Source organism: Cupriavidus basilensis (assembly GCF_000832305.1).
GTDB classification, from domain to species: Bacteria; Pseudomonadota; Gammaproteobacteria; order Burkholderiales; family Burkholderiaceae; genus Cupriavidus; species Cupriavidus basilensis_F.
In genome coordinates this window covers 1101413-1122952 of the sequence record NZ_CP010537.1, presented here as the reverse complement: position 1 = coordinate 1122952, position 21540 = coordinate 1101413, and the positions used below count along the sequence as shown (strand labels likewise).

Below are 21540 nucleotides of genomic sequence, written 5' to 3'. Positions count from 1 at the left end.
GAACTCGAATTCCTTCAGCAAACCACTTCGGTCCGCCAGATCCGGTCCGTCCAACTGAAATTAGTGACAATGAAAACCAAAGCTGCAATCGCCTGGAAAGCCGGCGCCCCGCTGACCGTGGAAGAAGTCGACCTGGACGGCCCGCGCGCCGGCGAAGTGCTGGTGGAGATCAAGGCCACGGGTATCTGCCATACCGACTACTACACCCTGTCGGGCGCCGACCCGGAGGGCATCTTCCCGGCCATCCTGGGCCACGAAGGCGCCGGCATCGTCACCGACGTGGGCCCGGGCGTGACCTCGCTCAAGCCGGGCGACCACGTGATCCCCCTCTACACGCCGGAATGCCGCCAGTGCAAGTTCTGCCTGTCGCGCAAGACCAACCTTTGCCAGGCCATTCGCTCGACCCAGGGCAAGGGCCTGATGCCCGACGGTACCTCGCGCTTTTCCATCGATGGCAAGCCGATCTTCCATTACATGGGCACCTCCACCTTTGCCAACCACATCGTGGTGCCGGAGATCGCGCTGGCCAAGATCCGCCCGGACGCGCCATTCGACAAGGTTTGCTACATCGGCTGCGGCGTGACCACCGGCGTGGGCGCGGTGCTGTTTACCGCCAAGGTGGAGGCCGGTGCCAACGTGGTGGTGTTCGGCCTCGGCGGCATCGGCCTGAACGTGATCCAGGCGGCCAGGATGGTGGGCGCGGACAAGATCATCGGCGTGGACCTGAACCCGGGCCGCGAAGCCATGGCGCGCAAGTTCGGCATGACGCATTTCATCAACCCGAACCAAGTCGAGAACGTGGTGGACCATATCGTGCAACTGACCGATGGCGGCGCCGACTACTCCTTCGAGTGCATCGGCAACACCAAGGTCATGCGCCAGGCGCTGGAGTGCTGTCACAAGGGCTGGGGCAAGTCCATCATCATCGGCGTGGCCGAGGCCGGCGCGGAAATCTCCACCCGCCCGTTCCAGCTGGTGACCGGGCGCGAATGGAAGGGATCGGCCTTCGGCGGCGCGCGCGGGCGCACCGATGTGCCCAGGATCGTCGACTGGTACATGGAGGGCAAGCTCAACATCGACGACCTGATCACCCACACCCTGCCGCTGGAGCGCATCAACGAGGGCTTCGACCTGATGAAGCGCGGCGAGTCGATCCGCTCGGTCGTGCTGTACTGAATGCCCGCCATGCGGGAGCGATCTTTGAAGCAATAGGGTGTGCCGCAGTCCAGGCTCGCCAGATACAACTCTTCTTTTTGACAACCACGGAAGCATTGGAAATGACCATTTTTACGCACGTTGTAGTTGGGACCAACGATCTGGACCGCGCACGCGCCTTCTACGATGAGGTACTGGGGACACTCGGAATCAAGCGAGTCATGAGCATGGATACGGCCTCGCTCTGGGGTATCGAGGGTCCTGAATTCATGGTCACAAAGCCCGGCAATGGGCTACCGTCGACATACGCCAACGGCGGCACCGTCAGCTTTGCCGCGCCGACCCGTGCCGCGGTTCATGAATTCCATCAGGCCGCCCTCAAGCTCGGGGCCAAGGACGAAGGACAACCTGGTCCGCGAAACTTTACCCCGACGTCATACGCGGCCTACGTGCGAGACCCCGATGGGAACAAGATCTGCACTTACTGCTTCGAGGCTATGTAAATAGAATCCCGTGCCATGGGGTCTCGCCTGTCCTGCCCGGATGGGCGGCCTTCCGGCAGCGAGCAGACAGTCGTCGGACTACGCGTGAACGCGCGTAGTCCGGCCACAATGACCTGGGTTTTCGTCATGCGAGAGAGATGATTCGACTCAAGCCGGTTTCTCTCTCGTTTCGCGCCTTTCCTGGCGCGCTTTGCGCGCTCAGGACGGACTGCTCGCCTGCAGCGCCAACGACTGCTTTTTTGCCAGCACCGGACTCGCCAGACCATACTGGCTGAACAGGCGCTGCCGGGGCAGCACGCTTTCCATCTCCGCCTGGAAGCGCTGGCGACCTGAAATCAAAACCGGAGGAACTCTTCTTGCCTGCCCTGCCTCCCGCACGGCCGAGAATCTTCTCGGCGATGTCTTCTGCCTTCTGACGTCTGACGGCAGGTCAACGACGATCCTGTATTCAACACCCATCCTGGCGTCCCTGCTCCACATCCCCCCTGAGGCCCCAATGCGGCCTCTTTTCTCGCTCCCCCGCGTAAACCCTCGGATTGACATCCCCATCTCGCCTTTATATTCTTTTATGAACACTACGTTCATATTTGAACATACACGCCGGCAAGCGCAGCCGCTGAGCAGCGAGGCGCACACCCGGGCCCACACCAAGGCGACTCCAGAGGAACAAGCACCATGGCTTCACAAAAGATTGGCATCAACGGCGCCGGCATCGGCGGACTCGCTGTGGCGATTGCGCTGCGTAAGCTCGGCAAGGACGTGGTGGTGTTCGAGCAAGCCTCGCGCTTCGCGCGGGTCGGCGCGGACATCAACCTCACGCCCAATGCCGTGCGCGCGCTGGATGGGCTGGGCGTGGGCGAGGCATTGCGCGAGACCGCCGCGCGGCCCAGCCACCGCATCAGCCGGGTGTGGAACACCGGCGAGGAGACTTCGCGGCTGACCATGTCCGACGAGGCGCAGATCCGCTACGGCGCGCCGCAACTCACCATGCACCGCGGCGACCTGATGACCGCGCTCGAAGCCGCCCTGCCGGCGGCCTGCGTCAAGCTTGGCAAGAAGGCGACGCAGATCGAGCGGCATGCCGCCGGTGCCACGCTGCATTTCGCCGATGGCACGCAGGAAGACGTGGATGTGCTGATCGGTGCCGACGGCATCCACTCGGCCGTGCGCACCGCGCTGTTCGGGCCCGAGCATCCGGTCTTCACCGGCGTGGTGGCTTACCGCGCGGTGGTGCCCGCCGAGCGCCTTGCCGGCGTGCCGAACCTGCAGGCCTTCACCAAGTGGTGGGGCCCGGAGGCGACCTCGCAGATCGTCACCTTCCCCCTCAACCGCGGGCGCGAGATCTTTATCTTCGCCACGGTGGCGCAGGAAGCCTGGCGCAACGAATCCTGGACCACGCCGGGCCGCGTGGAAGACGTGCGCGCAGCCTACGCTGGCTTCCATGCCGAAGCGCGTGCGCTGCTTGATGCCTGCGACGACGTACTGATCTCCGCCCTCTACGTGCGCGACCCGCTGCCTGCCTGGTCGGCCGGCAACGTTGCGCTGATGGGCGACGCCTGCCACCCGATGATGCCCTTCATGGCGCAAGGCGCCGGCATGGCCATCGAGGATGGCGTGGTACTGGCGCGGTGCCTGGCCGAAGCCAATGGCGACGACATCCCCGGCGCGCTCGCACGCTACCGGGCTGCGCGCTTTGAGCGCACCAGCCGCATCCAGATCGGCTCGCGCAGCAACGCCTGGCTCAAGGAGGGCGGCAACGCGGACTGGGTGTACGATTACAACGCTTGGCAGGTAGCCCTCGGCTAAGCACCAAGTCCGCAGGCTGACCTCGCCGCCCACCCTTCCACGGAACCGATGAGCAAGAACCCCAGGCTGAACCAGCCCGTGCCCGACGCAAGCGATGCCGCCGATCCCGGCGGCGACGAAGACAAGACGCAACTGGTCAGCCCGGTGATCCGCGCCATGCGGCTGCTGCGCTTTATCGCGGAAGGCGGCTCCACCGCCAACCTGAGCGAAGTCGGCCGGCGCATCGACGTGAACCGCGTCACCGTGATGCGCCTGCTCGCCACGCTGGAGCACGAAGGCATGGTGGAGCGGCTGCCGCAGGGCGGCCACCAGGCAGGCTTCGCTCTGCTCAAGCTGGGCGCAAAGGTGCTGGCAGGCAAGGATCTCACCGTCTTTGCGCGGCGCGTGCTGGCTGCCCTGAGCGAATCGCTGCAGCTCTCCGCCTATCTCGGCGTGCTGGATGGCGGCGACGTGCTCTACCTGCTGCGCGATATGCCGCAGACCTCGCTGGTCAGCAATATCCAGGTTGGCAGCCGGGTGCCGGCGCACCTCACCACGCCCGGCCGCATGCTGATTGCCGGCCTGCCGGAAGACACGCTGCGCGAGAGGCTCGGCGAGGAACCGCTGACGACCGTCACCGGGCAAAGCCCGGCCACGTATGCCCGCCTGGGCGACATCCTCGCCGCCGACCGCGAGCGGGGCTGCGCCTGGAGCTTCTCGGCGTTCGAGCCCGGCATCGACTCTTGCGCGGCGCCCGTGTTCGACGCCAGCGGCGCCACCGTGGCTGCCATCAGCGTGGCCGGCCCGGACATCCGTTTCGAGCGCGCCCCTGATCTTCGCGAACGCGTGGAGCGCGAGGTCAAGCGCGCCGCGCGCGATTTGTCCGGCCTGCTCGGCTACGCCGCCGGGCAGCGCCACCCACACTGACACCACGTCAACAGGAGACGCCCGGATGACAACGCCTGCACTCCCCACATTCTTCATCTCGCATGGCGGCGGGCCCTGGCCCTGGATGGAAGACCAGATGGGCGGCCGCTACGACAAGCTCAAGGCCGCGCTGCAGCAGATGCCCCAGCTGGTGCAACGCACAGGCATTGCACCCAAGGCCGTCCTGATGATTTCAGCGCACTGGGAAGAGCCGGAATTCACGGTCATGGCCAACCCGAAGCCGCCCATGATCTATGACTACTACGGCTTCCCGGATTACACCTACCAGATTCAGTACGCGGCACCGGGCGCACCGCAGCTCGCCGCGCGCGTGCAAGGCTTGCTCGAGGACGCCGGCCTGGCCGCGCGGCTCGATCCGCTGCGCGGCTTCGACCATGGCATGTTTGCGCCGATGGCCGCCATCTATCCCGACGCCGCTATGCCGACCGTGCAGCTCTCGCTCAAGCGCGGGCTCGATCCGCAAACGCATCTGGCACTCGGTCGCGCGCTGGCGCCGCTGCGCCACGAAGGCATCCTCATCGTGGGCAGCGGGCTGAGCTATCACAACCTGCGCGCATTCGGCCCAGCCGGGAAAGCGCCATCGGCCGCATTCGATGCCTGGCTCCAGCAAGCGCTGACGACAACCACCCCAGCGCAGCGCACTGCCGCGCTAACGGGCTGGGAAAGCGCGCCCGCCGCCCGGCAGGCCCATCCGCGAGAAGAGCACTTGTTGCCATTGATGGTAGCCGTGGGCGCGGCCGAAGACGACATTGCCACGCGCGTCTACCACGAAGACGACTTCGCCGGCGGCATCACCGTGTCGAGCTTTATGTTCGGGGGAAGCTGAAACCTGAAACGTGAAATGTGAAACTTGCAGGCAGCCGGTGCGGGGATTCCGCATTGGCGAAAGTGGCGTGGGCCGGGAGGGACAGCTTGTCGGCGCCAGCTAGCTTGATGAGCCCGCGCGAAGAACGCGAACCATGGGGACATGGGGAAAAGACATGGTGCCCATGGGCAGGATCGAACTGCCGACCTCTCCCTTACCAAGGGAGTGCTCTACCACTGAGCCACATGGGCAACGATTACGCGTTGCTTTACTACCTTACTGCTTTATCCTTACCACCAAAAATCACTCTAACCCATTGATTTTTAAGGAATTTTTTGAGTTCCCGCCGAATCAATGGACTGCATTATGGACTAATCGACCCTGCTCGGCAACCCCTTAATCGCGAAAGTTTCCATCTCTGTTCCGGCCGCAAAATCTCGCGGCATGTGATTCCGATGTGACTCTGCGTGGGTATTCGCAATTCAAAGCGAAATGCGGTAGGTCCACCCCTCGCCGGCGTGTAAACTGCAGGGTTTTTGATTCAGCCGGTATGGTGCAAGCTCCACAGCACACAGGTTGCAGCGGCCCGACGCTCATTCGCTTGCTTGCGCGCCTTGCGGACGTCGATGTTCCCGAACCCAGACAATCGCTCTCGGACCGACTGAGCCAGTGGCTCGGCTGGGCCGATGCCATCGGGCTGTCCACGGCCCTGAACGGCAACCCGCCGTCGGTAGCCCCCGGCGCGCGCGCCCTCGGCAGCGCCGAGGCGCTGGCGTGCGACCGCGTGCGAACCGCGCTGGCCAATGCCATCGCAGGCGATAGCGCTGTTGCCTCCGCCAAGCGGCGCGGGCAACCGCAAGCGCCTGCCCAGGGAGATTCCATGGATGCAGCGGTCGATTACGCGACTTATCGTCAGCGTTATTTCGCGATGCAGCAGGCGATGGAGACCGATATCGGCAGCTTGCGCGGCCGCCTGCGGGCGATGCTGGCCGCCAGGACACCCGCCCTGTCGCAGCTCGCAGCGGTGGACGCCGTCATGGAGGGGGCACTGGGTGCGCGCGAGCGCAGCCTGCTTGGTGGCGTGCCGGCATTGCTGGAAGGTCACTTCGCACGCTTGCGCCAGGCCGAGCAGGTAGCGCTGGCCGACGCCCAGGCCTCGGGCGAGCCCGCGGCGGTCACGTCCGGCGCATGGCTGGACGTGTTCCGCAGGGATATGCGCAGCGTACTGCTTGCCGAACTGGATATTCGTTTTCAACCGGTCGAGGGGCTGCTTGCCGCCCTTCGCTCCAGCTAACAGGACGCCATGTCCAGATATCTTAATTTCGCTGTTTTTCTGGCCGGCCTGGCCGCGGTGTGCTGGATCGGTGTCGGCTACGCCGGCTCGAACACCCTGGCGCTGGCTGTCACCATGCTGATTGGCGCCTGCTACGTGGCAGGCGCGCTCGAACTGCGGCGCTATCACCAGGCCACGTCCACCCTGGCGCAGGCCATAGATGGCCTGTCCGAGCCGCCGGCCAGCCTGGATGCCTGGCTGGCGCTATTGCCTGCGAGCCTGCGCAATGCGGCGCGCCTGCGCATTGAAGGTGAGCGCGTGGGCTTGCCGGGGCCGTCACTCACGCCGTATCTGGTGGGCTTGCTGGTGTTGCTTGGCATGCTGGGTACGTTCCTGGGCATGGTGGCCACCCTGAAAGGCACCGGCATGGCGCTGGAAAGCGCCACGGACTTGCAGGCCATCCGCGCCTCGCTGGCCGCGCCGGTCAAGGGCCTGGGATTTGCATTCGGCACTTCGGTCGCGGGCGTGGCCACCTCCGCGATGCTGGGGCTGCTTTCGACGTTGTGCCGCCGCGAGCGCACGCAAGCGGCGCAGAGGCTCGACGCCAGGATCGCAACGACATTGCGCATCTACTCGCTGCCCCACCAGCGCGAGGAAACCTTCAAGCTCCTGCAGCGGCAGGCCGAGGTGATGCCCACCTTGGTCGATCGGCTGCAGGCCATGATGGCGGCCATGGAACAGCAAAGCCTGGCCTTGCACGAGCGCCAGCTCGCCAGCCAGGACGCTTTCCACGGCAAGGCCGAGGCCGCGTACACCCGCCTGGCTTCCTCGGTGGAGCAATCCTTGAAAGAGAGCGTCGCCGATAGCGCCCGCGCCGCCGGTGCGGCGCTCCAGCCGGCGGTGGAGGCCACCATGGCGAGCCTCGCGCGCGGGACGGCCGCGCTGCAAGACACCGTCACGCAGGCCGTGCAGCGGCAACTGGATGGCCTGTCGACCGGTTTCGCGGCGACCACCACCACCGTGGCGGGCATCTGGAACGATGCGCTGGCGGGGCACCAGCGATCGAGCGAAGCGCTGACCCAGGACCTGCGCACCTCGCTCTCCCGGTTCACCGACACCTTCGAGCAACGCTCAGCAGGCCTGCTGGAGGGCGTCTCCACCCGCCTGGAAGCCACGACCGGCAGCCTGTCGGCGGCCTGGAACAACGCGCTCTCCCAGCACGAACGCGTCAGCCAGAAAATGGCGGGCGACAATCAACTCGCTTTGGCGGCTGCCGCGGCGAGCCTGGAGCAGCAATCGACGGCACTCGTTCACACGGTAGGCCAGTCGCATGCGGACCTCCAAGCGGAACTGGCTGCGCGCGACCAGCAGCGCCTGGCGGCCTGGGCCGAGACGCTCGGCACGCTGGCTGCGACGCTGCGCAAGGAGTGGGAACTGACGGGCGCGCACACCGCGAGCCGGCAGCAGGAAATCTGCGACACGCTGGCGCAGAGCGTGCGCGACATTTCCGCCCAGACGCAAGCACACGCCAGCAACACCCTCGTCGAGATCGACCGGCTCGTGCAAGCCGCCTCGGCGGCCCCCAAACTGCTGGAAAGCGTCTCCGCCCGCCTGGAAACCGCGACAAGCGGCATGTCGGAAGCATGGAACAACGCGCTCTCCCAGCACGAGCGCGTCAGCGAAAAACTGGCGGGCGACAACCAACACGCCCTGGCGGCCGCCGCGGCGACGTTCGAGCAACACGCGGCGTCGCTGGTGCGCACCGTGGGCCAGTCGCATGCGGACCTGCAAGCGGAACTGGCTGCGCGAGACCAGCTGCGGCTGGCGGCCTGGACCGATACGCTCGGCACGATGGCCGCAACGCTGCGCCAGGAGTGGGAGCAGGCAGGCACGCACAACGCCAGCCGGCAGCAGCAAGTCTGCGACACGCTGGCACAAACCGCGCGCGACATCTCGGCCCAGACGCAGGCGCACGCCAGCAACACCGTCGCCGAGATCGACCGGCTCGTGCAAGCCGCCTCGGCAGCCCCCAAGCTGCTGGAAAGCGTCTCCGCCCGCCTGGAAAGCGCGACAAGCGGCATGTCGCAAGCGTGGAACAATGCGCTCTCCCAGCATGAACGCGTCAGCGAAAAACTGGCGGGCGACAACCAGCACGCCCTGGCGGCGGCCGCGGCGACGTTCGAGCAACACTCGGCGTCGCTGGTGCGCACCGTGGGCCAGTCGCATGCGGACCTGCAAGCGGAACTGGCTGCGCGCGACCAGCAACGGTTGGCGGCCTGGACCGATACGCTCGGCGCGATGGCCGCAACGCTGCGCCAGGAGTGGGAGCAGGCAGGCACGCACAACGTCAGCCGGCAGCAGGAAGTCTGCGACACGCTGGCACAGACCGCGCGCGACATCTCGGCCCAGACGCAGGCGCACGCCAGCAACACCATCGCCGAGATCGCCCAGCTCGTGCAAGCCGCTTCGGAAGCCCCCAAGGCAGCCGCCGATGTCATTGGCGAACTGCGCCAGAAGCTCTCCGACAGCATGGTCCGCGACAACGCGATGCTGGAGGAGCGCGGCCGCTTGCTGCAAACGCTGCAAACCCTGCTCGATGCCGTGAACCATGCCTCCACCGAGCAGCGCACGGCCGTCGACGCGCTGGTAGGCACGACGGCGGATCTGCTGGATCGTGTTGGCACCCGGTTCACCGACAAGGTCGAGGCCGAAGCAGGGAAGCTGGAAGCCGTCGCCGCGCAGGTCACCGGCAGCGCCGTCGAGGTGGCAAGCCTGGGCGAAGCCTTCGGCATGGCGGTGCAGCTGTTCGGCGAGTCGAACGACAAGCTGGTGGCTCACCTGCAGCGCATCGAAGCCGCACTGGACAAGTCCGTCGCGCGTAGCGACGAACAGCTTGCCTATTACGTCGCTCAGGCCCGGGAAGTCATCGACCTGAGCATGCTGTCGCAAAAGCAGATCGTCGAAAACCTGCAACATCTCGCAGGACAGCGGGCGCCCGCCAGCGCTGAAGCGGCATGAGCGAAGAGATCGATGCCGGCGTGGAGCCGGCCGTGCCGATCTGGGCCGTCTTCGGCGACCTGATGTCGGTGCTGCTGGGCGCCTTTGTGCTGATCCTGGTGAGCGTCATCGGCGTGCAGCTGGAGCTCTCGACCAGGCTGGAGGAGGAGGTCAAGCAGCGGCAGGTGGAAAAGCATCGCCGCGAGGCCCTTGAGCAAGCGCTGGCTGGCCCGCTGGCGGCGGGCCGGGTGACGCTGGTCAACGGGCGCATCGGCATCAAGGGCAGCGTGTTGTTTGCCCTCAACTCCGATCAGCTGCAGCCCGAAGGCCGGGAGGTATTGAAGAGCCTGGCCGCGCCGCTGTCCGCTTACCTCCAGGCCCGCGAGGAGATCCTGATGGTGAGCGGATTTACCGACGACCGCCAGATGCGCGAGGCCAACCGCCGCTTTGCCGACAACTGGGAGCTGTCCGCCCAGCGCGCGCTGACGGTAACCCGCGCGTTGATCGATGAGGGCGTGCCGCCCTCCTCGGTGTTTGCGGCCGCCTTCGGCGCCGAGCAGCCCGTGACCTCGAATGCCAACGACGAAGGACGAGCCAAGAACCGGCGCGTGGAAATAGCGCCGATCCCAAGGCCGTCCAACGAAACGGGGAAGCCGCGTGATTAGTGGTGAGATCAGTGGCGAGACTTGCGGCGAGATTGGTGGCGAGATTGGTGGCGAAAGCCGCGACGCCCTTGCCACGCTCGACGCATGGCGCGCGCGTGGCGCCGATCGCCTGAATCCTGTCCGCTTTCGATTCATCGAGGCGCTGGCCCGACGCGCAGCCGCCCACAGCGGCGATGCGCGACACATCCTGGATGGCAGGCTGGCCAAACTACTCGAAGCCTATGCCGGCGATCTTGAAAGCGCCGGTTGCAAAGACGGCAAGAGCGGCGATGTCGGCGGCACGGCATTGCCAGGCGCTCCCCCTCGCGGGCCGCTGGCCGGACTGGTCAACTACCTCGCCATCCCGGCGCCGTCGGATCGCGGCGCCCCCCCCGCGGCGATTGCTGGCATGCCCCGCCGCGCGTCCTTACCAGACATGGAGGTGCTCGGCTACTTCCGGGACACCTGGTCCAGGGTCAGCACCGATCGACGGTTACGGCAGTCGCTTGAGCAGGTGCCCGATAACGCCGGCCCGCTCAATTCGAGCCGCCTCGTGCATCGCTCGCTCTGCCTGATGCGTGAACTGTCGCCTGAATATCTCCACCAGTTCTTGTCGTACGTTGACGCCTTGTCGTGGATGGAGCAGATGAACGGCGGCGGCGCCATGGCGGGCAAAGACGCGCCGCGCGCAGGAAGCATCAAGCCGAGCGCTCGCGGCAGGCCACGCTAGCGCAGTTTGGGGAACGGCGGGTCAATATCGGCTTGATTCATCACTGCGAGCCGTACGATGCCACGCCACAGGCGAGAGCAGCAGCACCGCCAGAAGGAACGCCACCTGCGAAAGATAGAACGGCTCGAGCCATTGCCGATTCAATGCGACGTAAAACGTGTTGTGAACGACGTCGACAATGATGATCGCCGCGGTGAGCGCAATGCCCACCCTTGGTTTGATGAAAAGAAGCAGTGCCGCCAAGGGATCGACAATCGTCAGCGCGCCCCAGAACACCCGGCTGGCCCAATACGCGCCATTCCCATAGCCGTGGTCCCAGAGAAAGCCATGTTGAAAATCCGCCCGCACGTGATTGGCTGTCGCAACCAAAAAAAAGCAGGCGAACAGAAAACGGATGGAGAGTGAAACGCCCGGCATGGCTTGATCTGTCTGCTTGGTCATCTATCTAGTCTTTGCCCATGGCGATTGGCGGCGCTTCGCAAGCCAGCGCCGCGCGTCAACCCGTCCTTCGATGGATGGCGCGCCGCGTAAAAAACGTTGCCAGCATCCCGATCAGATAGCCACTGCCGGTGGCCACGCTGACGAATAGAACCAGAAGGCCAGAGTACGGCCGCCCCCAGATGGTCGCAGCGGCAAATGCTGCAATTGCCATGCTGGCTGGCAACACCACGCGCCATATTACCGAGCGCAGCCGCACGCTCCCCACGGTTGCGGAGATGCCCCCCACAAGCAGGCCGAGGCCGAACGCGATGTCTTCGATGTCTACTCTCCGTTGAGTGTGTAGCTGATGCGTTCCCGGCAGCGCCACTGTCGCGCGGCCAGGCTGCCTCGCAACTGCGCGCGCGAGGGAGTACGCCAGCCCCGGATCACGAAAATTGTCGTCAGGCGGTAACCGTTTTCGCTTCTCGCTCGCCGGCACCCCCACATGCGCAACCATGATCGCCCGCAAGGCGCGGCATGCCTGTGGGAAGGAAGGCAGTGCAAGGCATGCCGCCAGTTTACAGGCGGCGATGACAACTGTCGTCCTTCCACATCAAGATCGAAGCTGCCCCGGCCAGCGCCAGGAAGCTCGGCTCGCTCGCTCACCGCAACGATGTCAGCTCCCGTTGCGTGAGAACGCGGTCGATCAGCCCCCATTCCTGCGCTTGGTCCGCTGCATCTCCTCGGCATGAATGAGGAAATCCGAGGCCTGCCCTTGAAAACCGCCCAGCGGCTGATGGGCGTGCAGACTCGCATTGGGGAGCGCCGCCCTTTCGCCTGGCTCATCGGCCATCGGCAGAAACGAGCCCATGGAGCGCGCGGCTCCCATGCACAGCGTATGCACCGGCGCCTTCATGCATCGCATGGTGTCATGCATGGCGAGACCGCTGGTAATGACCCCACCGGGCGAGTTGATGTAGAGATGGATCGTCTTCGCCGGATTCTCGGCTTCCAGGAGCAGGAGTCGCGCACAGACCAATGCGGATACCGCATCGTTGACCTCACCGTTCAGGAACATCACGATGAAGAAACTGATCAATGACCCGCTTTCAGTGGCACCCCTCATGAGGGGTGGGCGTGAGACCTTCTCCAAGCCTCTCATAGGCTGCCCGAGCCGTAATCGCACCCATTACCACCGCCATCACATCGACGGCTATGTGGTAGGGGCGTGGAATGTTCGATGCCATGCCCGTTCCTTGGATCAGAGGTCCGCCGGCAACTGCTCACGCGGGCCCGACGAACTGTCGATGCTGAGAATTTTTGATCCTCGTGCACACGTCTCGTTCGAGTATTTCCCCTGGCAGTACGTCAGCATGAACTCCCTTAGGGGAATCCGCTGCTTGCCGTTTGGAAGCTGAATCATCCGGATGCGTTGGGCAGAAAAGTCAAATCCCTGAGCACGGGTAGCAGGCTTGGTCACGACAATCACTCCGCGAATATCCACCTTTGGCACATCATCGGCAAACACGGTGCCCGCTGAAAGTGCGAGGCACAAGAAAGTCGAGAATCTACGCATATCCACTTTTCCGTGGTTTTAGCTGCGTGGCTCGAGTGCATAGCCCGTTGGAAGCATATTCGGTGCGGCGCGATGGAAGATATATCCACTGGCCGATCGAATAGCATGAAAGCTGGGGAGCACGCGATGGAGTGGAGCGGTTGCACTTCTTGTTGGCGACTGTCTGTACCGCAACCGAACGGAACCCCGACCTCACGCGGTACGGTCCGAGGTGCGTGTTCATGCGGAATGCCGTCGACTGGCCGTCCAATCGCGTGGTGCAAACACTCGCCCTTCAGTGCGCTTGTCGTACGCCGGGTGTCCGCCTTTAGTGGAAATGCTGTGATGCAGCATTTCCTGGATCTCGCCACTTCCAGAAACATAGCGCAGGGTACGTTTCCGGCGTCGATTGAGGATGTCCGACGGTTCTGGCCCGCGATCGCCGACGACTTGCCGGCGAACACCCCGAACGCCAGAGTTCGGAACTCAGATTGCCTTTTGCCGCACCCAGCATGGCATCAGACGTGATCTGATCCAGCCTTACTCTCCCACTGACAAGTACTTACCACGCCAAAACCGGCGCGCACGCCGCGCGGCTACCACGATGGCTTTGCGCGCTGGCAGTCGGCACTCGAGGGATAGATCCATCAAGATTTCTGGGACAAAATCCCATAATCGCACGAACTTTTGTAATGATCTCTACATCATTGAAACCTGTGCGATGTCTCCCTATGCTGCCTTCCATGACCACACCTCAAGACTCCTGGATCCTGCTGATTGTCAGCCTTCCCACATCGGGCGCGACTGCACGCATGCGGATTTGGCGCACCCTCAAGGCGTTAGGCGGAGCCGCCTTGCGCGACGGAGCCTATCTGCTGCCTGCCCGCGCAGAACAGGTGGAGCAGTTCCGCGAGCTGGCCGACGAAACGCAGCAGCAGGACGGCCAAGCATGGCTGTTGACGGTGCATCCCCATCAGGATGACGACGCCGCCGCATATCGCGCACTGTTCGACCGAGCGAGCGAATACGCCGAACTCCTTGCATCTGTCTCGGAAGCCCGCCAGACCCTTTCCGGACTAAGTGAGGCCGAACTCAACCGCTTGCTGCGACGGCTTGGACGCATTTATGAAGCGATCCGCAAGGTCGACTTCTTTCCCAACGAGGCGTCCTTGCGTGCTGAAGCGCAGTGGCGAGATTTCACGGGCGCCGTTGAAACGATCCTGTCGCCGGGAGAACCGCATCTCGCTTCCGGGTCAATCGCCCGGCGTGACCCCACACAGTATCAGGGACGGCTATGGGCCACCCGCCGCCATATTTGGGTCGACCGGGTGGCTTGCGCCTGGCTAATCCAGCGCTTTATTGACCCCCACGCCCGATTCCTGTGGCTCGAAAGCCCCGGCGATTGCCCCTCAGACGCGTTGGGCTTTGACTACGACGGGGCGACCTTCACCCATGTCGGCGAGAAGGTTTCCTTCGAAGTGCTGCTAGCGAGCTTTGGCCTTGACGCGGACACTGGATTGCAGCGTCTGGCGGGAATGGTCCACGCGTTGGATGTCGGCGGCCCGACGGTCCCTGAAGCGAGCGGGTTCGAGGCGATTCTGGCCGGCGCCCGCGAGCGGCTAGCCGACGACGATGCGCTGCTGGCCGAAATCGGCTTGGTGCTGGATTCCCTGCATGCCCACTTTTTGAATAACCGGAAACGCTAGCCGTCACCGAACCCATCTCAAGGAAGATCAATGAGCAACCTGCAGCAAACCGACATTCCGCAGGCCCCGGCGGCCGAACGGCCGAGCTATACGCTCTGGCAACTTGTGCTCTATATGTTGCGCCTGGGTACGCTGGGCTTCGGCGGCCCCGTGGCCCTCGCAGGCTACATGCACCGGGACCTGGTGGATACGCGCAAGTGGATTACCGATGCCGACTACAAGGAAGGCCTGGCGCTGGCGCAGTTGGCACCCGGGCCGCTGGCCGCGCAGCTCGCCATCTATCTCGGCTATGTGCACTACCGCATCGTCGGGGCGACCTTGGTCGGCATTGCATTCGTCACCCCTTCGTTCCTGATGGTGGTGGCACTGGGTTGGGCTTACGTCCGGTTTGGCGGACTCACCTGGATGCAGTCGGTATTCTATGGGGTGGGTGCGGCGGTCATCGGGATCATCGCGATCAGCGCTTACAAGCTCACGAACAAGAGCGTGGGCAAGGACAAGCTGCTGTGGGTGATCTACCTGGTGCTGGCAACGGTGACGGTGGTCACCGAGTCCGAGATCGCCTGGCTGTTCCTGGCGGCCGGCATCGTGGTGTGGTTCTGGCGCGCGCCACCGAAGTGGCTACGACAAGGCGGCCTCAATGCCCTTGCGGTGACGCAAGTACCCACGGTGGGCGGGATCGTCAGCACCGTGGATTGGCCGCTGCTGACGCAGATCGGCGTGTTCTTTGCCAAAGCCGGCGCCTTCGTCTTCGGTTCCGGGCTTGCCATCGTGCCGTTCCTGTACGGCGGCGTCGTGACCGAGCACCATTGGTTGAACGACAAGCAATTTGTCGACGCAGTGGCAGTGGCCATGATCACGCCCGGCCCCGTGGTGATCACGGTCGGGTTCATCGGCTATCTGGTTGCCGGCCTGCCGGGGGCGTCCGTGGCCGCGCTGGGCACCTTCCTGCCTTGCTACCTGTTCACCGTGATCCCGGCACCCTACTTCAAGAAGTACGGGAAGCGCCCCGGCATCATCGCCTTCGTCGATGGCGTGACGGCGGCGGCTGTCGGGGCCATCACGGGCGCCGTGATCGTCCTGGCCAAACGCTCAATTATCGATCTGCCCACTGTCTTGCTTGCGCTTGTCACGGTCGCATTGCTCTGGAAATTCAAGAAGTTGCCTGAGCCAGTCATCGTCGTCGGCGCCGCACTAATCGGCCTGGTCGCCTACCCATTCCTCCGCGCATGAGCCACACGAACAAGGAATCCATCATGACCTATCAAATGAAGCCGCTGGGCGTCGACCCAGGCAAGCTCACTGGCCTCTCGGAAAAACTGATCGTCAGCCATTACGAGAACAACTACACCGGCGCTGTGAAACGTCTGAACGCCATTCGCGGCCAACTCGCCGAACTGGATTGGGGCACGACGCAGGGCTTTCTGATCAATGGGCTCAAGCGCGAGGAGCTGGTCGCTGCGAATTCTGCTGTCCTGCACGAGCTGTACTTCGATGCGCTCGGCGGTGATGGGGTGCTGCCCTCGTGCGGGCTCTCGGTGGCGTTGACGCGCGACTTCGGCTCCGTCGAGCAATGGCGATCCGAGTTCACTGCGCTGGCCAAGGCGATGGGCGGTGGGTCCGGCTGGGCGATCATGGCATGGTCCGCGCGCGAGGGTCGGCTCGTAAACCACTGGGCCGCAGACCACACGAACCTGCTCGCCGGCGCAACTCCGGTGCTTGCCCTGGATATGTACGAACACGCGTACCAGATGGACTTCGGCGCGAAGGCGGCGGCCTACGTCGATGCCTTCATGCGAAACATCCGCTGGGATGCCATCTACCGGCGCTATGGAGCAGCCGTGGCGGGCGATGCCGTGCCGCTCGGCGTGGGCATCAGCGCCCTCGATGGTGGCGCGCCGCATGTCATCGACGTGCGACGCGCGGAGGACTTCGCCGTCGCTCCGGACATGGTGGCCGGTGCTACTTGGCATGACCCAGCGACCGTCGATCAGTGGAGCGACAAGATCGATGCCACGCAGCCGCTCTTCGTGTACTGCATGAAGGGGCTGGACATTGGTCGCTCCACGGCGCTGTGGCTGCGAGGGCGTGGCTTCGATGTTCGCTACCTCAACGGCGGCATCGATGCCTGGCGAGAAGCAGGCAAGCCGCTTCAGCCCAAAGAGGTGGTGTCATGAAATGGATCACTCGCGAACGCCCGAAGATCGACCGCATTGCCTGCCCTTGGCTGATCGCCCGCTTTATCGACAACGAGCCGGAATTTCTGTATGTGCCCACCGGCGACGTGGTGAAAGTCGCAGGCGAGACCGGCGCCGTTCCTTATGACATCCCCGGCGTCGAGCTATCGCATGTCGGCGAACTGTGCAGCTTCGACGCGTTCCTGGATAAGTACCATCTGAACGATCCTGCCTTGCAACAACTCGCTGGCATTGTGCGGGGCGCGGACACGTCAAAGCTGGATCTCACCCCGCAATCCGGAGGGCTCTACGCTATGTCACTGGGTCTCTCGCAAGTGTTCGCCGACGATCACGAGATGCTCCGACACGGCATGGTGATGTACGACGCCTTGTATGCCTGGTGCCAGCATTGCCGGGCGGAAACGCGTCGATGGCCGCCGAAGATGCCGGCGTAAATCGTTCCGTTACCTCATCGCCCAGGAGGTGCTCCGTGAAACCGATCCTGCTCATGGTATCGATGCTCCTGACAGCCATGCCGGCAACTGGAGAAACGCTTATGTTCAACCAGGACAAACAAGGTGCGTTGCCGGCGGGATGGGTGGCGGGTGTCACCGGCCGCGGCACGCCGAAATGGACCGTCGAGACAGACCCGACCGCGCAGGACGGCGCCAACGTGCTCAAGCAATCGGGCTCCGGAGATTTCCCCTGGTGCGTGAAGCAAGATGTCTCTATCGCCGATGGTTTCGTGGAGGCGAAGTTCAAGCCCGTTTCCGGCCGCGAAGATCAAGCTGGCGGCGTTGTCTGGCGTTGGAAGGACGGCGATACCTACTATGTCGCGCGGGCAAACGCACTGGAGAATAATGTCTCGCTGTACTACACGACGGGGGGCCGCCGGCACACGATCCAGTACCAGGAAGCCCCTGTCGCCGCCCGGGTCTGGCATACGCTGCGCGTGGACTTCGTGGGAAACCGCATCCAGGTGGCGCTGGACGGCAAGCGCTATATCGATGTGGCGGACGATCACATCAGTGGCGCCGGCAGGGTCGGCGTTTGGACCAAGGCGGATAGCGTGACCTTGTTCGACACCGTCTCATTCGGAAACGCCAGCACGAAGTGACAACAAGGCAGCGTAAAACAATGCTCACATCAGAACAAGTGCGGGACAGCGCTGCCAACCCGGAATGGCAGACGTTGGCGGTCGTGCCACGGCTGGCAGCGGCCGAAACCGGCCCCGCTCGGACGCCGATGTCGCGCGCCAGCCTATGGATCGGCGTCGCAATTCTCTGCTCTGCTACCGCGACCCAGGCCGAGGGCGCATTCAAGCGCCTATCTGCCGTTGAAATCAAGAAGGGGATCGTTGGCAAAGTTGTCACGGACGGTGCCCATTGGTCAGATAAGTTCAAGGCCGACGGCACCCTTGAATCCATCATGCACGGCCAAATCCAGAAGGGGCACTGGAGGCTGAGGAACAACGACCTGTGTATGACCTTTTCGACAAGCAATGCGAACGCCGAGGAGTGCTATCAGGTCTGGCGGCATCAACAACGGATCGAATATCGACGGGATGACGTCACCATCGCCGAGGGCGAGCTGGCGGACAAATGAAGTGGCGGAGTGTGTCATGTCGAATCCCATCCTTAAGCTCGCTGCAGCCGTTCTAGTTTCCATAGGACTCATCGTGGCTGGTTGCGGGAAAAATCCATTCGGTGAGCGCAGTCACCAGGCCATTGATATTGCGCAAGTACCTGCTCCGGTCAAAGCGGCAATCGAGAAGCAAGCGCAGGGCCGTACGGTCGGCGAGATCGAGAAGCAGACAGCAAACGGCAAGATCCGCTATGAGGTTACGCTCGGCACCGGCAGCGAGAAACAAACCGTTTTCATTGGCGAAGACGGCAAACAGCTCGCCGCCCGTGCCGACGATGATGATGACGAAGATGATTGACGCAAGTTGGCCGCAGGAGAACGGTTCAAGCGGCCGATCGGGAGACCCTCATGGATCTTATTGCTCGGGAACCCACCTGGATTGGCCTGATCCACTTCGGCACAGCCGGCGATGCCATATCACGTAGACGGGACCTTCGCGATGCATACCCTTAAAGACCCCGTTGCACCCAACAGCCGAGGCTGGCTTGCGCGCCAGGTGTTGCCGACAGGCGTCCACGCCGGCGCCTTGCCGCTTCTCGTCGGCCGCGCGTTACGCGGCTTCTGTGACGGGTTTATCGCCGTCCTGCTGCCAGCGTACCTGCTAGCGCTCGGCTTCGCGCAACTGGCCGTGGGGTTGATCAGCAGTGCAACCCTGATCGGCTCCGCACTGGCGACGATACTGGTAGGCATCCTCGGCCATCGCTACCCGCAGCGCCGCCTGCTGGTGTTGGCGGCTGCATTGATGGTCGCAACCGGCATCGGCTTCGCCGGACTGTCCTCCCTATGGCCACTGTTGCCCGTCGCATTCGTCGGCACGCTCAACCCGAGTTCCGGAGACGTCAGTGTCTTCCTGCCGCTGGAGCAGGCTCGTCTCGCCGACTCGTCCTCCTCCGATGCTCGCACTGCGCTATTCGCCCGCTATAGCCTGACTGGCGCCTTCTCCGCCGCCGTCGGCGCACTGGCGGCAGCGCTGCCGGGCTGGCTTGCCCCGCAGTTGGGGATATCGTTCCTCAGCGCCATGCGCGTGATGTTCATGATCTATGCATTGACGGGTGTCGCACTCTGGTTCCTCTATGCGCGCATCCCCGAGCCACACCCGCACGCGACATCGGTGCGAGTGCCGCTTGGTCCGTCTCGCCGGATCGTTACCCGCCTTGCACTGCTCTTTAGCGTCGACGCCTTTGCCGGCGGACTGGTGGTGAACTCGCTGCTGGCACTGTGGTTGATGCAGCGCTTCGGTCTTTCCCTTGGCGCCGCTGGCCAGTTCTTTTTCTCGGCGGGGATGCTCGCGGCCGGCTCCCAACTCGTTGCCGTGCCGCTGTCCCGCAAGTTTGGCTTGTTGAACACGATGGTGTTTACGCATATTCCATCCAGCCTCTGCCTGATCGCCGCCGCCTTCTCCCCCTCCCTGGTGGCGGCCCTGGCCTTGTTGCTCGTGCGCAGCGCGCTGTCCCAGATGGACGTACCGACCCGGACTGCCTATGTGATGGCCGTGGTCACGCCGCCGGAGCGACCGGCGGCCGCTAGCCTGACCGCCGTGCCCAGGAGCCTGGCGTCCGCACTCGGCCCGACCCTAGCGGGCGCGCTGTTTGCCATGGGCTGGGTCGGCGCACCGCTGGTCGCCTGCGGCCTGCTCAAAATTGCCTATGATCTGGCGCTCCTGGGCACCTTTCGACGTATCAGACCGGTCGATTGACCGTAAGTCGACTTTGATCCGTACATGGCACCTGGCGCGGATACAGTGGAAGTTCTTTAAGAAGTATCTTTGACCAGACAGCTGTTTGTGGGTGGTTCTTCTGCCGTTGCAGCACCCGGCCGCCTATCGCACTTCGGACGTGGATAGCGCCCATCTCAGCGAATCGTCACTGGGGCGGCGTCGAATGGTCGGAACTGCCGGCAGGCGCCCTTCGTGAGCTAGGTCGTCATCGGCTCTTCCCGACGCATCACCGATACTCATGATGGATCCCGTCACCGCCGGCGGCCTGCTTGCGCCCTTGTTCAACTTCCTTGACCACCGCGCCATCGCGATCCTGATGGCGGCGATCACCCTGTTCTTTGTTGGCCTGTGGCTTGCCGGGGGCGCGCAGCTGAAGACGCGTCCGCGTTCGACGCCGAAGGCGGTCACGGCCGGTTCGCCTCGGGGGTCACTAACATGGTGGCGCACTCGGGCGGACCGCCGCTTGCGATGTATCTCCTGCCGCTTGGCCTCGGCAAGGAAGTGTATGCGGGCACGACAAGCATGTTCTTCACCGTGGGCACGCGACCAAGGCGGTGCCCTGGCTGCTGCTGGTGAGACCAACCGCGGATGTCCGGGCATGGATGGCGATTTGCCTGTTCGCCATTCCCACCGGCGTTTACCTCGGTTGGCGGCTTCGCGGCGCACTGGACCAGCGCCAGGTTTATCGAACCTGCTACGGGTTACTGGTCGTGACCGCACTGAAACTGTTGTGGGATGGCGTTTCCTGCTATCTCCCGTGAAGTTGCCGTGCGACCGCCGCACAGCCCGCACCCAGCCCGCATCAACCGAAGGTGAAGGCGTAAGCGTGGGCACCGGGGTCCAGAAAGCGGATCTCGAACGTGTGTTCGCCGACCTTGCCGGCCTGACGCACCAACTGGTAGAGGCGCGTCTGGGTAACGGCGCCGTTGCCGGCTGCATCGGTGTCCGCGCCGTGGCTGTCGCCGGGGGGCTTGCCGTCGACCGTCACCAGGAAGCGCACGGCGCGGCCATCGGCGGCTGGCCCGAGCACAAGGTGCAGGTCGCGCGCATGGAAGCGATACGCGATGCTGCCGTCAGCACGATCGAGCGTGGCCCGCTCGGCACCAACGGTCCACTCGCCTTTCAGGCCCCATTCATTCAGTTGCAGGTCACCGACGGCATAGGCGCGCGATGCGTCATGGCGGAGACCGCCCGGCGACACGAAGTTCGACGCCTGGGTGTAGCCAACGTAGGTCTCGCCGGAGCGCGCATTACGCAGGTCGGGGGCGGCTTGCGCGCCCTGCCCGTCCGGCACCACCACATCGGGCGACGTGGACGGACGCCCCGCTTCGGCCAGCAGCGTCTGCATCACGCGCTCCGAGTTGGCGTAGTCGCCCTCGCCGAACTGATGATGGCGGATGTTGCCACGCGCATCCACGAAATAGGCGGCGGGCCAGTAGTTGTTGTTGAACGCGCAACTGAACGCTCGCCACATAGCCGAT

General features: G+C 64.0%; 21 protein-coding genes, 1 tRNA gene and 2 pseudogenes. 17 read left to right on the top strand and 7 right to left on the bottom strand.

Translation table 11 applies throughout. The features are described from left to right. Positions 1-69 precede the first annotated feature (69 nt). Both RR42_RS25775 and RR42_RS25770 read left to right on the top strand, forming a co-directional pair. Entirely contained in the window at positions 70-1176 is a 1107-nt protein-coding gene (locus RR42_RS25775) for an S-(hydroxymethyl)glutathione dehydrogenase/class III alcohol dehydrogenase (protein ID WP_043354175.1), read from the top strand. 101 nt (positions 1177-1277) lie between these two features. Further along, positions 1278-1658 carry a VOC family protein gene (locus RR42_RS25770; protein WP_043354174.1) on the top strand — a complete coding sequence of 127 codons (381 nt, stop codon included), beginning with the start codon at positions 1278-1280 and terminating at the stop codon, positions 1656-1658. Positions 1659-1856: 198 nt separating this feature from the next. Here the strand turns inward: RR42_RS25770 and RR42_RS25765 are convergent, their stop codons facing one another. Then, entirely contained in the window at positions 1857-2117 is a 261-nt protein-coding gene (locus tag RR42_RS25765) for a hypothetical protein (protein ID WP_144409951.1), read from the bottom strand. 216 nt (positions 2118-2333) lie between these two features. Between RR42_RS25765 and RR42_RS25760 the strand changes: the two genes are divergently transcribed. The 3 genes from RR42_RS25760 to RR42_RS25750 are packed head-to-tail and all read left to right on the top strand — an operon-like array spanning position 2334 to position 5217. Beyond that, the gene (locus tag RR42_RS25760) at positions 2334-3464 is read left to right on the top strand and encodes an FAD-dependent monooxygenase (protein WP_043354171.1); all 1131 of its coding nucleotides are present in this window, start codon (positions 2334-2336) and stop codon (positions 3462-3464) included. 48 nt (positions 3465-3512) lie between these two features. Then, the gene (locus RR42_RS25755; RefSeq protein WP_043354170.1) at positions 3513-4370 is read left to right on the top strand and encodes an IclR family transcriptional regulator; all 858 of its coding nucleotides are present in this window, start codon (positions 3513-3515) and stop codon (positions 4368-4370) included. A 25-nt stretch (positions 4371-4395) separates the two neighbouring features. Further along, positions 4396-5217: a DODA-type extradiol aromatic ring-opening family dioxygenase gene (locus tag RR42_RS25750; RefSeq protein ID WP_043354167.1), complete on the top strand. Its 822-nt coding sequence runs from the start codon at positions 4396-4398 to the stop codon at positions 5215-5217. A 155-nt stretch (positions 5218-5372) separates the two neighbouring features. Here the strand turns inward: RR42_RS25750 and RR42_RS25745 are convergent. Continuing rightward, positions 5373-5447, bottom strand: a tRNA-Thr gene (locus tag RR42_RS25745). Between the two features lie 299 nt (positions 5448-5746). Between RR42_RS25745 and RR42_RS25740 the strand changes: the two genes are divergently transcribed. The 4 genes from RR42_RS25740 to RR42_RS25725 are packed head-to-tail and all read left to right on the top strand — an operon-like array spanning position 5747 to position 10840. Continuing rightward, a complete protein-coding gene (locus RR42_RS25740; protein ID WP_043354163.1) occupies positions 5747-6490 on the top strand; it encodes a DUF3348 domain-containing protein in 744 nt (247 codons plus the stop codon). 9 nt (positions 6491-6499) lie between these two features. Next, positions 6500-9487: a DUF802 domain-containing protein gene (locus RR42_RS25735; protein WP_043354160.1), complete on the top strand. Its 2988-nt coding sequence runs from the start codon at positions 6500-6502 to the stop codon at positions 9485-9487. Beyond that, entirely contained in the window at positions 9484-10131 is a 648-nt protein-coding gene (locus tag RR42_RS25730) for an OmpA family protein (RefSeq protein WP_043354157.1), read from the top strand. Before RR42_RS25735 ends, RR42_RS25730 begins: the two co-directional genes overlap by 4 nt. A gap of 43 nt (positions 10132-10174) precedes the next feature. After that, positions 10175-10840: a DUF2894 domain-containing protein gene (locus tag RR42_RS25725; protein ID WP_043357925.1), complete on the top strand. Its 666-nt coding sequence runs from the start codon at positions 10175-10177 to the stop codon at positions 10838-10840. 21 nt (positions 10841-10861) lie between these two features. On the opposite strand, the gene RR42_RS25720 is transcribed toward RR42_RS25725, so the two are convergent. The 4 genes and pseudogenes from RR42_RS25720 to RR42_RS25705 all read right to left on the bottom strand — a co-directional run bounded on the left by RR42_RS25720 (position 10862) and on the right by RR42_RS25705 (position 12836). Then, positions 10862-11281 (bottom strand): hypothetical protein, encoded by a 420-nt coding sequence (locus tag RR42_RS25720; protein WP_201777387.1) that lies wholly within the window; start codon positions 11279-11281, stop codon positions 10862-10864. A 55-nt stretch (positions 11282-11336) separates the two neighbouring features. After that, the gene (locus tag RR42_RS37930) at positions 11337-11789 is read right to left on the bottom strand and encodes a hypothetical protein (protein WP_052494968.1); all 453 of its coding nucleotides are present in this window, start codon (positions 11787-11789) and stop codon (positions 11337-11339) included. 189 nt (positions 11790-11978) lie between these two features. Further along, positions 11979-12341 (bottom strand): annotated as a pseudogene (locus tag RR42_RS25710) (ATP-dependent Clp protease proteolytic subunit); the annotation flags it as partial. 180 nt (positions 12342-12521) lie between these two features. Further along, the gene (locus tag RR42_RS25705; protein WP_043354147.1) at positions 12522-12836 is read right to left on the bottom strand and encodes a hypothetical protein; all 315 of its coding nucleotides are present in this window, start codon (positions 12834-12836) and stop codon (positions 12522-12524) included. 722 nt (positions 12837-13558) lie between these two features. Between RR42_RS25705 and RR42_RS25700 the strand changes: the two genes are divergently transcribed. The 8 genes from RR42_RS25700 (at position 13559) to RR42_RS25665 (ending at position 20038) form a co-directional block, all read left to right on the top strand. Next, on the top strand, positions 13559-14521 hold the full coding sequence (locus tag RR42_RS25700) for a chromate resistance protein ChrB domain-containing protein (protein ID WP_043357922.1): 963 nt from the start codon (positions 13559-13561) through the stop codon (positions 14519-14521). Between the two features lie 30 nt (positions 14522-14551). After that, positions 14552-15754, top strand: coding sequence for a chromate transporter (locus RR42_RS25695; protein ID WP_052494967.1), 1203 nt, complete (start codon positions 14552-14554; stop codon positions 15752-15754). A gap of 23 nt (positions 15755-15777) precedes the next feature. Next, positions 15778-16698 carry a Fe-Mn family superoxide dismutase gene (locus RR42_RS25690; protein ID WP_043354146.1) on the top strand — a complete coding sequence of 307 codons (921 nt, stop codon included), beginning with the start codon at positions 15778-15780 and terminating at the stop codon, positions 16696-16698. Then, entirely contained in the window at positions 16695-17153 is a 459-nt protein-coding gene (locus RR42_RS25685; RefSeq protein WP_043354142.1) for a chromate resistance protein ChrB domain-containing protein, read from the top strand. The genes RR42_RS25690 and RR42_RS25685 overlap by 4 nt, the downstream gene beginning before the upstream one ends. Before the next feature lie 35 nt (positions 17154-17188). Beyond that, positions 17189-17815 carry a family 16 glycoside hydrolase gene (locus RR42_RS25680; protein ID WP_043354140.1) on the top strand — a complete coding sequence of 209 codons (627 nt, stop codon included), beginning with the start codon at positions 17189-17191 and terminating at the stop codon, positions 17813-17815. 20 nt (positions 17816-17835) lie between these two features. Further along, a complete protein-coding gene (locus tag RR42_RS25675) occupies positions 17836-18303 on the top strand; it encodes a hypothetical protein (RefSeq protein ID WP_236702194.1) in 468 nt (155 codons plus the stop codon). 16 nt (positions 18304-18319) lie between these two features. Then, positions 18320-18640: a hypothetical protein gene (locus RR42_RS25670; protein ID WP_043354138.1), complete on the top strand. Its 321-nt coding sequence runs from the start codon at positions 18320-18322 to the stop codon at positions 18638-18640. 141 nt (positions 18641-18781) lie between these two features. Beyond that, positions 18782-20038 carry an MFS transporter gene (locus RR42_RS25665; RefSeq protein ID WP_043354134.1) on the top strand — a complete coding sequence of 419 codons (1257 nt, stop codon included), beginning with the start codon at positions 18782-18784 and terminating at the stop codon, positions 20036-20038. Between the two features lie 823 nt (positions 20039-20861). Here RR42_RS25665 and RR42_RS25660 read toward each other — a convergent pair. After that, positions 20862-21536: pseudogene (locus RR42_RS25660) on the bottom strand (cytochrome c biogenesis protein DipZ); the annotation flags it as partial. Between the last annotated feature and the right edge of the window lie 4 nt (positions 21537-21540).